Origin of the sequence: Brevibacillus sp. Leaf182 (assembly GCF_001423865.2) — a bacterium.
Taxonomy (GTDB): Bacteria; Bacillota; Bacilli; order Brevibacillales; family Brevibacillaceae; genus Brevibacillus; species Brevibacillus brevis_C.
Window position 1 is genome coordinate 343,762 of the sequence record NZ_LMPN02000023.1, and the last position, 15,258, is coordinate 359,019.

Here is a 15,258-nt window from a genome sequence, read left to right on the forward strand (position 1 = left end):
CGAATTATAGTGTTACATGGATATGCAAAGTAATACAAGTAAACTTGGAGGTAGAAAGTGGGAGGAAACCGGTTCTGGGAATTTTATTTGGTTCGATATTTACTAGGCACTATTTTCGATATCGTTATCTTATTTTTCTTGGTTATGCGAATGTCGTACTAGAAGCATTCCAAGTTGAAGCTTTTTTTCATGATAGCGAGGTGAACCCCCCATCCTGAATTTCGCGGATTGGGCAGAAAAAATTTGACCTTCCAGAATCGCTCCTAACGAGTTTTACGAGGATGGGGAGACATACTTGTACCCCCTAAAATCAAGGGAAAAGTCCCCTTTTTTCGGAAGGGGACTTTCTCTACACTCTGAAGCACGCCACTTAGGCGTGTTTTTATTTTGGAACTTACAAATTTAATTCTTAACAGGAAGTGCTGGCAAAAACACCGAAAACGTAGTACCTTTCCCCACCTCGCTGTAAACTTCAATCCACCCATGATGCACGAAGATATTTTGTTGTGCGATCGCGAGCCCAAGACCTGTACCGCCGCTTGGACGAGCTCTGGAATGGTCTGATCTGTAAAAGCGGTTAAAGATAAGAGCCAGGTCCTCCTCGGGTATGCCCGTTCCGTTATCTTCTATTAGGATTCGGACATACTCATTCTGGCGGTCTTGCCTGTACACCCGGTCAACATGCAGCTTTACGTATCCCCCTTGGTTTGTGTAATGGAGGGCATTGATCAAGAGATTGTAAAGAGCTTGAAGAATACGTTGCTTCTCTACGGACACCTCTATGACTTCCTCTGAGATATGCGTGGTGAGACGGATTTGCTTATCTTCCGCCAAGAATTGGGTCTTTTCCACCAACTGATTCAGAATCATGACGATGTTCTCGGTTTTCGGATACAGTTGCGTGCCCCCAGCTTCCAGCTTGGACAGATCCAAGATTTCATTCACCATGCGCGATAACCGCAACACTTCATCGAGCAGCGACGATTGCTTTTCAAAGGAAAGCGCGGTCCCCGTATCTTGGGCGAGCTCCAACTCCCCCTGAATAATCATGAGCGGTGTTTTTAATTCATGAGTGACATCGGATAGTAACTGCTTTCGGGATCGTTCCAGGCTTGTGAGGCTATCGCTCATCTCCTGTAAAGCTCTCGAAATTGCCCCGAATTCATCCTTTCTGTGAATGGGAAAGGAAACCTCTTGATTCCCGACTTTGATCAAATCGATTCCTTTGATAATCTCGCGTATTGGTCTGGTCAGCCTCCAGGATAAAATGAAAATGGTGACTAAAGCGGCAAGGCAAGTGAAGAGGATCGATACGCGAGCGATGGCAGGTACAATGCTGTACCACATCGTTTTGAATTCGTACGTTTTATATTGGGCGGCATTCATGAGATATAGCCGACCGATTTTCTGCTCGTTGTGGCCGTATAGGGGTAATTTATAGCCTTGGTCCCGGAGGTCACGAAGGCTCAAGCTCCCTTGCTGATAAAGCATCTTATCATCTGCAACTAAAGCAATCTCGACAAATTCACGGCTATGCCCGAATGCTCCGGCCTGAACCTCAATTCCATCCCAGGATTCACCGTGATTCACATAGTATTGCTCGAACTCCTCTCGCAACGAATCAAAAAGCGCTCTTTCTTCCAAATAAACTAGATCGCGATCAATGTAAAACTGGATGTGAGTGACAGCGAGTAGACAGAGCATGATGAAGACGATCAAAATGCTCATCGACAGCATCAGCTTCGTTCTAATTTTCATGGTTTGCTCCGAACCGGTATCCAAACCCGTAAACCGTTTGGATGAACACATTATGGTCGGTATCATCCTCTATTTTCTTGCGCAGCTTGCTAATATGAGAATCAACCGTTCGTTCGTCGATGACGAATTCTTCCTCAAAGGCGTGTTGAAGCAATTGCATTCGACTGTATACCCGACCAGGCTTTGATGCCAGCAGGTGAAGGAGTTTGAATTCGGTTGGAGTTAACCGCAGTTCTTGTTTGCCTTTAAATACTTGCAAGCTTTCCTCGTGAATCGTTAGTTCGCCTCTTCGAAGGACAGAAGGTCGTCCGTGGCCGTTTCCACCTTTGTTCATTCTTCGTAACAAAGAGCGGATTCGGGCGGATAGTTCTCGCAAGCTGAAAGGTTTCGTCAAGTAATCGTCCGCTCCCATTTCCAAGCCGACGATTTTATCTGATTCCTCTGTTTTGGCCGTGACCATGATAATTCCCGGCTCGCCGAGCTGTCTAAAGTGACGACATAGATCCAGACCGTTCATATGGGGGAGCATCCAATCCAGGATGACAATATCCGGCTTGATTTGGGTAAAAAGCTGTATTGCGGTTTTCCCGTCTTGTGCAGGAAAGATATCGTACCCTTCCGACTGAAGGAAGGCTTCCATCAGCGACAAGATCTTCTCCTCATCTTCCACGATCAAAACCTTGATCCCCATTTTCAAACCCCTATCTTTTTCAATTTTTTCCTATTATACAACAGGATAGGAGCGTACATAGAGCCATCATAACCTCTCCAGATCATCACCATAAGTTCGCAACATTTTGGTGGTAGCATCAACAGCAAAAGGGGAGGATGGGAAAATGAAATTCAAATTCTCGATTAAACAAAAGCAATGGATCATTACGATTCATGTTCTGTCAGTTGTATGTTGGCTGGGAGGGGCCATTTGCATGTTTGTACTCGGCTCTTACATGCTATTGTCCGGTAATGGAGAGCAGCTATATTACACACTGGACAATATGCATTTGATCGATGTGGTCTTGATTCGATATACGGCGTTGGTCACTTTACTATCAGGTATTGTCCTTTCCATATGGACACAATGGGGGCTCTTCAAACATTACTGGATTGTCATCAAGCTCATTTTGACGGTTTTCTTGATTTTGTTTGGAATCAAGTTCATGGGCAACTGGTTATCCAATCTCATTCAAGGGGCGGATCAAATGAGAATGGTGGCTCTGAAAGATGCAGGGTTTCTCATGACGAGCTATTCCTTGCTCGGGGGTGCAGTCGCAAATATCGTGGCACTTGTCTTTATGACCGCCATCTCTTATCTCAAACCGTTCGGTAAAATCAAAAAATGATCAACGCTTGAAAGGGACAGTCTGGCCATGAAAGACAACAAAATCTCGTATGCTGAGGCGTGGGGAGTCTGTTGACTCTTTGTTGACGCTGCAAGATTGGGATTATTATAATTCCAGTATGACGATGCCATTGATAACGACAAAACTATACATGCCACCGTTACGATTAAACGTCGTTACCCGTCAACGACTGATTGGACTGCTAAATGAGGGCCTACATCGGAAACTGACATTGATTTCCGCACCCGCTGGATTCGGAAAAACGACGCTGACGAGCGAGTGGCTTATGGGTTGCAATCGCCCTGTCGCATGGATTTCGCTGGACGAAGGGGATCATGGCCCTGCACGATTTCTCTCATACCTCATCGCTGCATTACAAACGATTGAGCGGAATATTGGAGCAGGCTTGTTTCTTTTGCTCCAATCCCCTCAAATACCCCCAATCGAATCGATAGTGACGACACTGCTTCATGAAATGACTGCTATTCCCACCCAATTTGTTCTCGTTCTTGATGATTATCACCTGATTAAGGCTGGCCCGATCGACGAGGCCATCACTTTGCTGCTTGAACGTATGCCTCTACAGATGCATCTGGTCATCTCCACCCGCGAGGAACCACGACTTCCGGTCGCCAGGCTACGTGCTAGGAATCAATTGACTGAAGTACGCGCCTCAGACTTGCGATTTACCTATTCGGAGACAGCAGAATTTTTAGTTAATGTCATGAATCTGCACCTGTCGTCAGAAAACATCGCCCTGCTCGAAGCCCGCACAGAAGGCTGGATTGCCGGTCTACAGTTAGCTGCTCTTTCCATGAAAGAACAAATAGATGTCGCAACCTTCCTTCCAACTTTTTCGGGCAGTCACCATTTTATCCTCGACTATCTGGTGGAAGAAGTACTTACCCAGCAACCTGCAAGGATTCAAACATTCTTGCTGCATACAGCCATCCTGGACCGATTGTCCGGTCCTCTTTGTGACGCTGTTTTGGGCCGAAGCGATATGTGTTCAGGTTCAGGCCAGGAAACGTTAGAATTCCTTGAACGCGCCAATTTGTTTATCGTCCCACTGGACAGCGAGCGGCGTTGGTACCGTTATCACCATCTTTTTGCTGATTTGCTGCGGCATAGGCTCCGTCAGCGTTTTTCATCGACAACAAGCGAAGGCAAGGGAATCGTGGCAGAATTACATACCCGTGCAAGCATTTGGTATGAAGACAATGGTCTTGAGATGGAAGCTTTTCACCATGCAGTGGCAGCCAATGATACATCGCGAGCAGCCCGACTGGTGGAGGGAGAGAGGATGCCGCTGCTCTTTCGTGGAGGGGTAGTTCCTGTACTGAACTGGCTGGAGTTTTTACCACATGAGGAGATGGATGCAAGGCCAGCGCTGTGGGTGATGTACGCCTCAGCCTTGCTGATGACCGGTCAAATGACTGGCGTTGAACCGAAATTGCTAGCCGCAGAAAAAGCACTGCAAGGTTTGGAGCCAGAAGCCAGCTCCAGAGATACTCTTGGGCATATCGCTGCTATACGCGCCACCTTAGCTGTGAGCAAGCACCAATCAGAGATCATCATGGCCGAGGCCAAGCTAGCCTTGGATTACTTGCACCCTGACAACTTGCCTGTCCGCACAGCCACTACTTGGTCACTGGGGTATGCCTATCACCTTCAGGGGAATCGTACCGCAGCCAGCAAGGCTTACCATGAGGCATTATCGAACAGTGAAAGGATTGGCCATGTCGTGATCACCATGATGGCTACGCTTGGACTAGCGAAGCTACAGGAGGCAGATAATCAGCTCCATATGGCGGCTGAGACTTATCAGCATGTACGAAAATTGGCTGGTTCCCCTCCCTTACCCGCTGCTTGTGAAGCGCATCTAGGCTTGGCCCGGATTTTTTATGAATGGAACGACTTGCATACAGCGGAGCATCATGGTCAACAGTCCATTCAATTAGCAGGTCAACTGGAACAAACGGACAGAGTAGTGGCAGCGCAGGTGTTTCTGGCAAGACTGAAGCTAGCACAGGGAGACGTTAGTGGAGCGGCTGCCATGATTGCAAATGCTGAGCATGTTGCTCGAAAGCATTGCTTTGTCATGCAGATGCCCCCTATTGCCGAAGCACAAGTCCTTATATTACTTCAGCAGGACAACCTGACAGCGGCAGCCCGATTGGCACAGAAGCACGGCCTTCCCATACTCCAAGCTCGTGTACTTCTAGCTCAGGGAGATACGTCCGCAGCACTTGCGGTGCTCGAACCATTACTCGAGCAGGCAGAGGCAAAACAAGTAGAGGATGAACGATTCAAGATCATGCTTTTGCTAGCAGTTGTTCTGCATGCGCAGGGTGATCAGGCTAAAGCTGTGCAAATGGTGAAAAACGCTTTGGGAATAGCGGGGCCGGGTGACTTTATTCGCAGTTTCGTCGACGAGGGTATCTCGATGAAAAGATTATTGTGTGATCCGGCAGTCTATGGAACGATGCCACGTTATATAGAAAAGCTGCTTTCGGAATGGAAAGAGGAAGAGCCGAAAAGGGAAGGGGGCAACTCGAATCCGTCCCACCATGCTGATTCCCTGATCGAGCCACTTAGTGAGCGAGAGCTTGAAATTTTGCAGCTCATTGAAAAAGGATTATCGAATCGTGACATTGCCCAGCGGCTGTTTCTTGCACTTAGCACGGTGAAAGGGCATAACCGGAATATCTTTGACAAGCTGCAGGTACAGCGGCGTACGGAAGCAGTCGCACGGGCTCGCCAGTTGGGCTTGTTGTAAATTCCAAAACCATACTTAAGTATCTGTATTTCAATACCGCGCTCCCGCTATACTCATGGCAAAGTAGATAGGAGGATGTCAATGAGAGCCGTAGTATGCACGAAATACGGATCGCCAGACGTTTTGGAGCTAAGAGAAGTAGAGAAGCCTATGCCTAAAGATAATGAAATCCTGATAAACGTTCATGCAACCACTGTTACATCAGGAGACTGCAGAATACGGGCCTTCAAAAGTCCGTTCTTGCTCTGGATTCCCATGCGCCTCGTGCTCGGTCTCACAAAACCGAGAAACCCTATTCTCGGTGTAGAGCTATCTGGGGAAGTCGAAGCGATCGGCAAACATGTCAAACGATTTAAAGAAGGCGACCAAGTCTATGCATTAAGCGGGATGCGATGCGGTGCGCATGCGGAGTACATCTGTCTGCATGAAAACGCAATCGTGGGGGTAAAGCCGACCAATGTAACACATGAAGAAGCCGCCGCGATTCCTTTTGGGGGAACGACCGCCTTGCATTTTTTTCGAAAAGGAAAGCTTCAAAAGGGGCAAAAAGTGCTGATCTACGGGGCTTCTGGATCAGTAGGGACCTCCGCGGTACAGCTTGCCAAGTATTTTGGAGCTGAGGTGACAGCGGTATGTAGTTCTGCCAATTTCGATTTGGTGAAATCGTTGGGGGCCGATACCGTCATTGATTACACGAAAGAGGATTTTACGAAAAAAGAAGAACGGTATGACATTGTATTTGATGCGGTTGGGAAAGCAACGAAATCGGAGTGCGTAAGAGTACTGACACCAAACGGGATATTCCTGACAGTGGATGGGCAAGGGATTGCAAAGGTGCGGACGGAGGATTTGGATTTTCTTAAAGAGTTGACGGAGGCAGGGAAGATGAAAGCGGTTATTGATAGACGTTATTCGCTGGAACAAATACAGGAGGCACATAGGTATGTGGAGACAGGGCGGAAGAAGGGGAATGTCGTGATAATAGTAGGTAACGATAACAAAGTCTAAATTAACTATCAAAATACACATATTTGGAATAAATTGAAGATGTAAAAATTCTGCAAAAATAAAATGATCCTGTGTAGCAACGTTTCCAGAAATTAAAAATACGCCTGGTGGGCGTGTTTTTTTTGCCTCTTTGAAAAAGTCGAATTAAAGAATATAGACTGATCAGGGTCAATAGGCATAATATTGCTAAGTGTTCTTCCTCGTTTAATAATTCTTTTAATTGGGTATTGATTTTTAAAGGCTAGAGTTTACTTAGATCAAGGTTAATTTAAAAATCAGTATTGAAAAAATTAGATATGGCTGGAAGAGTAGTTAAGTATCCATAAAAAACAATAGTATTTAGGGTGGGGTAAAAGTTCATGTTCGGTAAAAAACAATATTACATTATTTTTGTCATTTTAGGGCTCTTTTTCTATGGAATATGTACCTTTTTAAGAATGACTGCCCCGACAATTCTACTCAACAATATAACAAGCCTTCAAATGCAATTTTTTCTTATCTTATATAGCTTGATTGTTTTTACAATCGGGTGGGCCCTGTGGGTTCTCCCTACCAAAGTTCTGTATACGAAGTGGATTTTACATTTTATACTGCCTGCCGCTATCTTAGGGTCGGTCTTGGAATACATTATTAATGATCAAAATAAATGGTTAACGGGTTCATTCTGGTCAAACCTTTATGATATAACAATTTATCTAACTGTTTTTAATTTTTTTGTTTTGTTATTTCGAAATCATCGACAAGATAAAGTTACAGAGAGAACACATATTGTTGTTACTAAAGTGTCAAAAGACGATCATTTTATCTCAAGACCTTCACTAAGGACCGGAGCAGATGAATTAAATCGAGATGGTTTTTCCAGACACTTGGCAGCTATGTTACATGAACGAATCAACACTTCGACAGATCATGCTTTAACAATTGGCTTATATGGTCCGTGGGGATCTGGTAAATCTTCCATTTTCGATATGATTGAGGATAAATACATTGATCGAAACAAAGTGACTGTAATCCGATTTCATCCTTGGTATATGGGAAAAGATCATTACAATATCATACCTGAGTTTCTAAAACTAATGATCCACAACTTAAGAAACAACGATGCTTTAAAGGATGAATCTGATCTAATGAAACACTTAACGGAATATGTAAAGTATCTTACGCCGTTAAGTTTAAGACCACCAGGGATGATTATCAATTTTAAGGAGTTTAATAATAATCCTGAGTTGGCAAAAGAGTATGCGGAAGCCCAAACGATGAGAGAAAGGATTGTGGATTCACTAAAATCACTTCACATCCCTATCTTAGTCTTTATAGATGATTTGGATCGTTTGGATAATAAAGAAATCCAAATGGTTTTCAAATTAGTGAGATTAATTGCGGACTTTCCAAATACGACATATCTAATAGCAATGGATGAAGAAGTTGTTGCGAAATCATTAGCACAGCATTATTCCAAAGATTATGATATCAACACTGGTCTCAAATATATCGAAAAGTTTATTCATGTGCCCGTGTACCTTCCACAAGTAGATCCTGCCAAATTACATAAATTTCTACTGAGGAGAATACAGCCCATTCTTACAGCTAACAATGTTGTTTTGAGTGAAGGATTTATATGGGAAATGCTTATTCAATTTCAATTTTCACCTCGAAACATTGAACGATTAATCAATATCATTCAAGTCCACTTGCCATTGTTGAAGGATGAAACCTATCACGAAGATCTTATTAGTTTATTAGCTATTAAAGTTGATAATCCCGAGCTATTCACTTTCATATATAAACACCCAAAGCTGTTTATAGGTAAGGTAAAAGAAAAATCCAAAGAAGACGAAGCAACACTCGAGCAACTTAGAACACAATACTCTCGCTTATTACCGTGGTTGGAGCGTATGTTTCCCGGTCTAACAGGTAAATCAGCTAGCATAACAGAACACAGGCATAAAAGAATAAGTTCTGAGGTGCATTTTAATACATACTTCATGTATTCTGTTTCAGATCGTAAACTATCACAGAAGATCATAAATGCATTTTATGAGGTACTGCTCACAGGTAATCTAGATATTGCAGCAGATGTCTATAAAGAAATGGTTGTAAGTAGTAATCTTGAAGAAACGAATGTAAAACTCATGTGGGATTTAGATGATAAGCGTGAAGATCTTAATTTTAGGCTATTGACCTTTTTATTAGAACAGTTTGAAGTAGAAAACATTCATTCTTCTGTAAAAGAACTAAGGGAAGAGTTGATTCGTTCTTTACTAAATAGCGAAGTAGCTAACGATGCGCTAAATCTGATTTTTACCCATAAAGACAACCTCATATTAGCAATGCAAGCTTATAGATCCAGAGTAAATGAACTGGAAATCAAACGAATAATTGGTAAATTTATTATGACCAAGATAACTGCTAATGACTGGATAAATATGGATTACCTACACGCTAAAGCTGTATTTGATATATTGAAAGAGGTGGAAGACCTAGAAGACACTAGATTGCGATTTAAGAATTGGTTTGAGCATTTACCAGTTTGGAAGATGGCATCGATTTTGATAAGCACTTCGCTCGATGAGGAGTTAATGTTGTTCAGGCAATATGCTAATTTAATCAGTTTTGTACCTGTTGAATATATTGAACGTGATGTCAAATCATACGGAAAAATTTATGGAAGAAATGAAATAAAGCAAGCCCTAAACAATGAAGAAGATCCAGTCAAAGTTATTTTGTCGTATGTTCATAATTGGAGCTATGATTATGCTGAGTACAGTCTACGTCAAATGGAAGAAATATCTGCTGTGTGGGAAGTTGGACTGATAGTAGCTCTTCAGGAAATATCAGATTACGGACTTCCCGAACGAGCAGCAGCTATTAAACTACGCTTTGAGAATTTCCTAGAGAAAAATAAGAAGGCAATTGCTCAGTAAGATTTCAAGCAGCATAAAAGTCGCTCAGGTAAAGCTGTATTTACCGAGCGACTTTTATTTTTATATTACCTACTACTACTGTAGCCCCTTACTCATTCCGCCAAGCCAACGCCAACGTCCCCATCCCAGCATGCGCACCGATCGTGGAACTGATCGGTCCAACCAACACCTCGACATCGGAGTACTTGCTTTGAATTTTCTCTTTCAGTTCCAGCGCTTTGTCCAAGACGTTGCCATGCAAAATCTGCACGCGCTTCACGGAGTAATTTTGCTTGGCTTTCTCTAGCTGTTCCAGCATGCGCTTGACCGCTTTCCCTTCGGTACGCACCTTTTCATATACTTCAAACAGTCCATCTTTAATTTGAAAAATCGGCTTGATCTGAAGCAAATTGCCGATGAAATATTGTAGTCCGGTCATTCGGCCGCCCTTGTAAAACTGGTCGAGACTGCCTACCAGGATATAGTTCTCAAACTTTTTATATTCCTCGCGCAAGGAAGCCGCAATTTCCTGATAGCTTTTTCCTTCTTTCGCTTGCTCGATGCCATTTAAGATAATCGAGGTAATCGGGTACGACATCAGCTTGGAATCTACCGGCTCGACAGGGAAGTCTGCCATCTTGGCTGCTGTTGCACTTGTATTGTAGGTCCCACTCAGATCAGAGGAGAGGTGGACAGCAATCGCGCATTCATACTCTTCCTTTAATCGTTCGTAGAGTGTCACAAATTTTCCTAAGGAAGGCTGAGACGTTTTGGGAGCATAATTGGCCTGTACAATTTTTTTATAGAGCTGTTCAGGCGTTAAATCAATGCCGTCTTCATAAGTGCCATCTTCAAAGATAATCTCCAGTGGAACGACGTAGATGTCATGCTCTTCCATGATGTGATCAGGTATGAGCGCGGTACTGTCTGTAACCCAGGCAATTTTTTTCTTCAAGGAAACATGTCCTCCCCCAATTTAGTAGAAACCTAGTCTTGCTCTATCTGTACTAGCGAAAGCTTTGGGTCATGGTTGTCCGTTACTAACGATGTATAAGCAAACTCGCATATCTATCATAATACGAATACTGTCGTTTTTTGTCGTAAATAGAAGAAGTTTTATTGAACAAATGAAAAATCCCATGTTTCTTCGAGAGGAAGAGACATGGGATTTGTATCGTCTACTCAATCAGAGGCTTGATTTTGGGAAACACCCTCAATGCTGTCTTGTAAAACACATCCTCGTGATACTCTGCTGGGATGAGGTCTTGTACAAACTGGATATATGGCTTCACTGGCGCCAACGGCCAATCCGTTCCGAACAAAAACTTGTCGTAATGATCACAATAGGTGATCGCGTGTCGCAGATGGGAGAAGAAGAGAGGGGAGTCCGCCAGTCGCTTGCAATTGGCTGCGTCACCGACCATTAAGCCGGAGAGATCTGCAAACATATTGCGGTTTTTATAAACGACTTCTGCCCCATCGAGTACCCATGGATCGCCAAAATGGGCCATCATGAAATTGACATCTCGATGTTTTACCGCCACCTCGTCCAGTGTGAGAGGGTGGGAGTATTTTAAGAGCCCACGCTCTGAGTACGTATCGCCGGTGTGAAAGACGACAGGCACCTGGTATTTGGCTGCGAGTGCATAGGCGGGATCGTAGACGCTATCATAGGCGTAGAAGGGATAGTAGCCCAGATAGATTTTCAGCCCGACCACGTTGGGCTTTTGCAGGTCAGCTTCCAAGCGTGCCACTGCTGCTTCATCCAGTTTGAACGGGTTGATTCCCAGGCAATAGACGAACTGTGGCGGCAACTCGTCTGTCAGGTCTAGTCCCATGGGAGTGACAGCTTCCACATCGGGAAAGCCGTCTGGCTGAGTCTCTGTCAAACCCATGCCTATCCCAAGGACCACGCCATTCTCGGCATATTCTTGCAAGAGACCAGCGACGGAGTAATCGACAAACGACTTTTCTACCGCCGTCCGCTTGAATTCCTCGATATGGGATAAATGCATGTGCGCATCAATGATTTTCAATGTAAAGCCCTCCCTTATTTGGCAAAGCGAATCGCCCGTAAGTCAGATAGGGCATTGGATGGAAGCGTGTTGTCGGCAAACAGGAAAAAGACAGGCGGAGTAAAGGTAGTGCTGTTGTTTGGCAGATTCAGTTCGCGTATGACAGACGCTACGGCCACTTCCTTGTTTGCGTATACTTGGAGATCCGCCGTTTCGAGGTCAGTAACGATATGCATCTGATCCTTGCTGTTAGCTCGGCCGAGGACATAATCGGAGACTTCAAGGACATCCAATTCACCTTGTGCCAGCTTGTAGTTGAGCTCCTCGCCATTCGTACCGACGGTTTTCAGCCATACCACCTCGTCCTCGGCTCCTGGCTGCAAAAAGATGTCAGTGGCTAATTCCTTGCCAGCAAAGTACGTTCCGGTATTTTGCTCGATCGCAACTGTGTGACAGAGGACAGGTACTCCTGGCAACAGCAAGTAATACTGGTGGCAAGTCAACCCGCGATACTTCTCCTGCTTTTTCACATGGTAGCTCACCTTGATTCCTTGCCACGCATTTTGCTTGTTGTCGATTAGCTCAACAAAGGAAGCAGTACGCTCTTCCTTAACCAGTGAAAACGCGCTTAACTCTTCCATATAGTTGCCGATTCCACCTGTCCACGGATTCCACCAAGATTTCGGCTTCCGTTCTGGGAAGGCGCTATCCAGCCACTCCTGTCCATTACTTATAAGCGAGTAGAGAGTCGGAGCAAAATCTGGAGCGGCTTTGATCCGCAATCGTCCATTGTCGGCGATATAGACCTGCTGTCCCTCTTCCACTGTTTGCTCCTGTATGACCTTGCCTTGACCGATTGGGAAAATCGCGCTCTGCAAATGCGACACATGCGTGGCAAAACGTCCCTCTACTTGCACGAGGTCATATGGTTTTTCCGGCGTCTTGAAGGAGAAGCCAGATTCCGTTTCTTCCTCATCTTCTGTAAAGCTCTGCGTTTGTTCGGAAGTTGTCTCGCTCAAAAGAGATGCAGTCAGTTCTCCGTCCAAGTACTGCTGCTTGTATTCTTTCACCTGTACATCCAGTTCATCGCTTGTAACAAACGGATTTTGCCCATTGGCACTTAATTCCAGGTGAGACGTCAAGTTCAGATCTGCTGGCATAGGTTCTTTACGGGCAAAGGCACGGAACTCTTTCCAGTCAGCATAGCCACCATGTGAGAAGTGGAAGGGGCCGAACGATTTTTTTTCATGTGGAGCAAGCATGCCGAGATTGGTTTCAAGTGTGACGTACCAGCCTTGAATGTCAAAACGGTATCCAGGAGGCCAGCACATTCCCCATGGGGCCGTTTCATCCTGTGTAAACAGCCAGTTTTCACTGACTAACTCAGCATCCCAATAATCCATATCACTGCCATAGGAGGATGGTGTTTCAACATAACGCCCTTGGTACGGCACAATAGGGCGATGAAAACTGTGTTGAAAGCCTTGGTTTAGCCACAGCTCAGCAGTCAGCTTGTCAGCAGAGTGGTTTTCGATCTCCAATCCGTGTTCTACGGTGCCATCTCCGAATAGGAGTGTTTTACTGATCAGGACAATTTGCGGGTATGTCCCGGAGCGATACGTCGCCCGGATGCCGATGACTCCCTTTTCTGCGATAAACTCAACTTTCTCGGCACGCTTCTTCGAGAACTCGCTGGAAAACGGTTTGCCGAGCTTGGGATAGAGGAGGTTGGTTTGTTCCCCGCCTGTCCCGCCGACAACGGTCATCTCATTATCTTCTTTGTTCAAGTAGAGCGTATGGCGGCCATGGTAAACTTGCCAAGCTTGTTCCGTTTCTCCCGACACCATCGCACCAAGTCCCGTAAAGGCAGCTCCGATTTTTTTGGCAAAAGAAACCGATCTGCCATCTGCAAGCTTTGCCTCCACCTGCACGTTGGCTTCGTAAAAGCCGTGTTCATACAGATCAGCGTTAAGCGGCAGCGACATGCGCTCTTTGCCAGACAGTTTCAAAGTGTGGCGTTGCTCTTGTAAGCCAAAGAATGAGCAAGCAGGCAGCTCGAATGAAAATTCGGTTTCTTCCGCAAAGTTGTTTTCTACGTCCAAATAAAACAGCTTTGTCTGTCCCGGATAGGAGAGGCCAGGTACATGTAAGGAAAGGGTAGCAGGAAACTTAGGGAGGATTCCGACCTCAAACAGAGCTGCCTTGCCGTTGATCAGCAGGTGGGTACAAACACGCGGATGGGTGCGCCAGATGCTTTGCTCTTCTGTGATTGGATCGACAAAAAAGGTTGCAGACAGCGTGGTTTCACCTGTCACTGTCAGCTCGTTTTGATAATCAAAGCGGATCGTGTCGCTCGGTTGCCCGTTTAACGAAATCTGTAACGGCTTGCCCGATTTGTTGATGATCCGGTAGTGAATTTGATATTCCCGTCCAAAGACCAGCTCCAGTTTTTCCACTTCGGCAGACACGAGATAATCTTCCGTCTCGATGAGGCGCATGCCTCGACCCCGCCGTTCAAACTCCACGCGCAAGCTCTTGCCTCCTTTTGCCCAGGAGTATGTGAAGTAATCAAAGCCGTTTTCCTTGCGGCCATCCGGCTCAACGACGATCTCCCGCGTGGAGTCATGATACCAGTCAAGCTCCTCGAAATAGTGGGCGATTGCTTCGGTACGGAGCACAGAAGGAATCATGTTCATCAGATGGGTGGCGTCGTCCCGGTCTTCCCAGAAAAAGCCGAACTTCTTATACAAGGGAACAGCCTTCGTGTTTCCTGCCCACGTATACAGATCGAGCCGCGGCCAGCCGAGCTCAATCGTTTTCTCCAGTGCGCATGAAAGCAGCATCCTGCCGACCTTTTTTCCGTGATAGTCGGGACGTACATTGAGCAACGGGATGTAGAGGGCACCGGTATCTTCGCGATATTCGGCCAGGCTGCAATAACCAACGACCGTTTCACCTTCCATTGCGAGATAGACAGTGATAGCGTCAGAGGCTGCTTCTTCTTGTCTGATTTGTTCGGCTGTCGTAATCGAATTTCCGCCTCCCCAGCTATCTCGGCTGGCATTCCACATATCTGCAACCGCTGCGGCCAGCTCAGGGCGGTAGGTGACAATTGAAATTGATGCTTCCATGATTGTTAACACCTCGATTGCCTTGTTAAATTATGTATCTTATAAGAGTTGTACGTTTGATTGACAGAATTGTTGCTAGTTTTCGGAAAAAGAATGATTCAGATTGCGTCGAGGCAAACCTTTTGCTAGTCTCCGTATAGTTGTTCATTGAATATAAATAGACTATTGGCAGGATAGTATAGATCAAGAAGGTACAAGGTACAACACTAATGCATAGCTAGCTGAAGTATGCTCTAGAAATCCATTGAAGGGTTTCCGGAGCATGTTTCGTTTTGGAGGTTAAGGTAGAGGAGTGCGGTTCTAGTGCCAAATTGACAAGCCTAA

General features: G+C 45.2%; 9 protein-coding genes. 4 read left to right on the plus strand and 5 right to left on the minus strand.

Annotated elements, in window-relative coordinates; genetic code table 11:
- Positions 1-402: 402 nt before the first annotated feature.
- Both ASG16_RS15055 and ASG16_RS15060 read right to left on the minus strand, forming a co-directional pair.
- Positions 403-1,758, minus strand: a complete 1,356-nt coding sequence (locus ASG16_RS15055; protein ID WP_056496648.1) for a sensor histidine kinase — start codon at positions 1,756-1,758, stop codon at positions 403-405.
- A complete protein-coding gene (locus ASG16_RS15060; protein WP_056496645.1) occupies positions 1,748-2,449 on the minus strand; it encodes a response regulator transcription factor in 702 nt (233 codons plus the stop codon). Before ASG16_RS15060 ends, ASG16_RS15055 begins: the two co-directional genes overlap by 11 nt.
- Before the next feature lie 145 nt (positions 2,450-2,594).
- On the opposite strand from ASG16_RS15060, the gene ASG16_RS15065 reads away from it, so the two are divergent.
- The 4 genes from ASG16_RS15065 (at position 2,595) to ASG16_RS15080 (ending at position 9,809) form a co-directional block, all read left to right on the plus strand.
- Positions 2,595-3,098, plus strand: coding sequence for a hypothetical protein (locus ASG16_RS15065; protein ID WP_056496643.1), 504 nt, complete (start codon positions 2,595-2,597; stop codon positions 3,096-3,098).
- 118 nt (positions 3,099-3,216) lie between these two features.
- Entirely contained in the window at positions 3,217-5,877 is a 2,661-nt protein-coding gene (locus ASG16_RS15070) for a winged helix-turn-helix domain-containing protein (RefSeq protein ID WP_056497390.1), read from the plus strand.
- Positions 5,878-5,958: 81 nt separating this feature from the next.
- Positions 5,959-6,885, plus strand: a complete 927-nt coding sequence (locus ASG16_RS15075) for an NAD(P)-dependent alcohol dehydrogenase (RefSeq protein ID WP_056496640.1) — start codon at positions 5,959-5,961, stop codon at positions 6,883-6,885.
- Positions 6,886-7,244: 359 nt separating this feature from the next.
- Positions 7,245-9,809 (plus strand): KAP family P-loop NTPase fold protein, encoded by a 2,565-nt coding sequence (locus tag ASG16_RS15080; RefSeq protein ID WP_056496637.1) that lies wholly within the window; start codon positions 7,245-7,247, stop codon positions 9,807-9,809.
- Positions 9,810-9,897: 88 nt separating this feature from the next.
- Here ASG16_RS15080 and fakB read toward each other — a convergent pair whose 3' ends face one another.
- The 3 genes from fakB to ASG16_RS15095 form a co-directional block, all read right to left on the minus strand.
- Positions 9,898-10,743, minus strand: coding sequence for a fatty acid kinase binding subunit FakB (gene fakB / locus ASG16_RS15085; RefSeq protein WP_056496634.1), 846 nt, complete (start codon positions 10,741-10,743; stop codon positions 9,898-9,900).
- Positions 10,744-10,966: 223 nt separating this feature from the next.
- Positions 10,967-11,824 (minus strand): amidohydrolase family protein, encoded by an 858-nt coding sequence (locus ASG16_RS15090; protein ID WP_056496630.1) that lies wholly within the window; start codon positions 11,822-11,824, stop codon positions 10,967-10,969.
- Between the two features lie 14 nt (positions 11,825-11,838).
- Complete coding sequence (locus ASG16_RS15095; RefSeq protein WP_056496628.1) at positions 11,839-14,934, minus strand: GNAT family N-acetyltransferase; 3,096 nt, start codon at positions 14,932-14,934, stop codon at positions 11,839-11,841.
- Positions 14,935-15,258 lie beyond the last annotated feature (324 nt).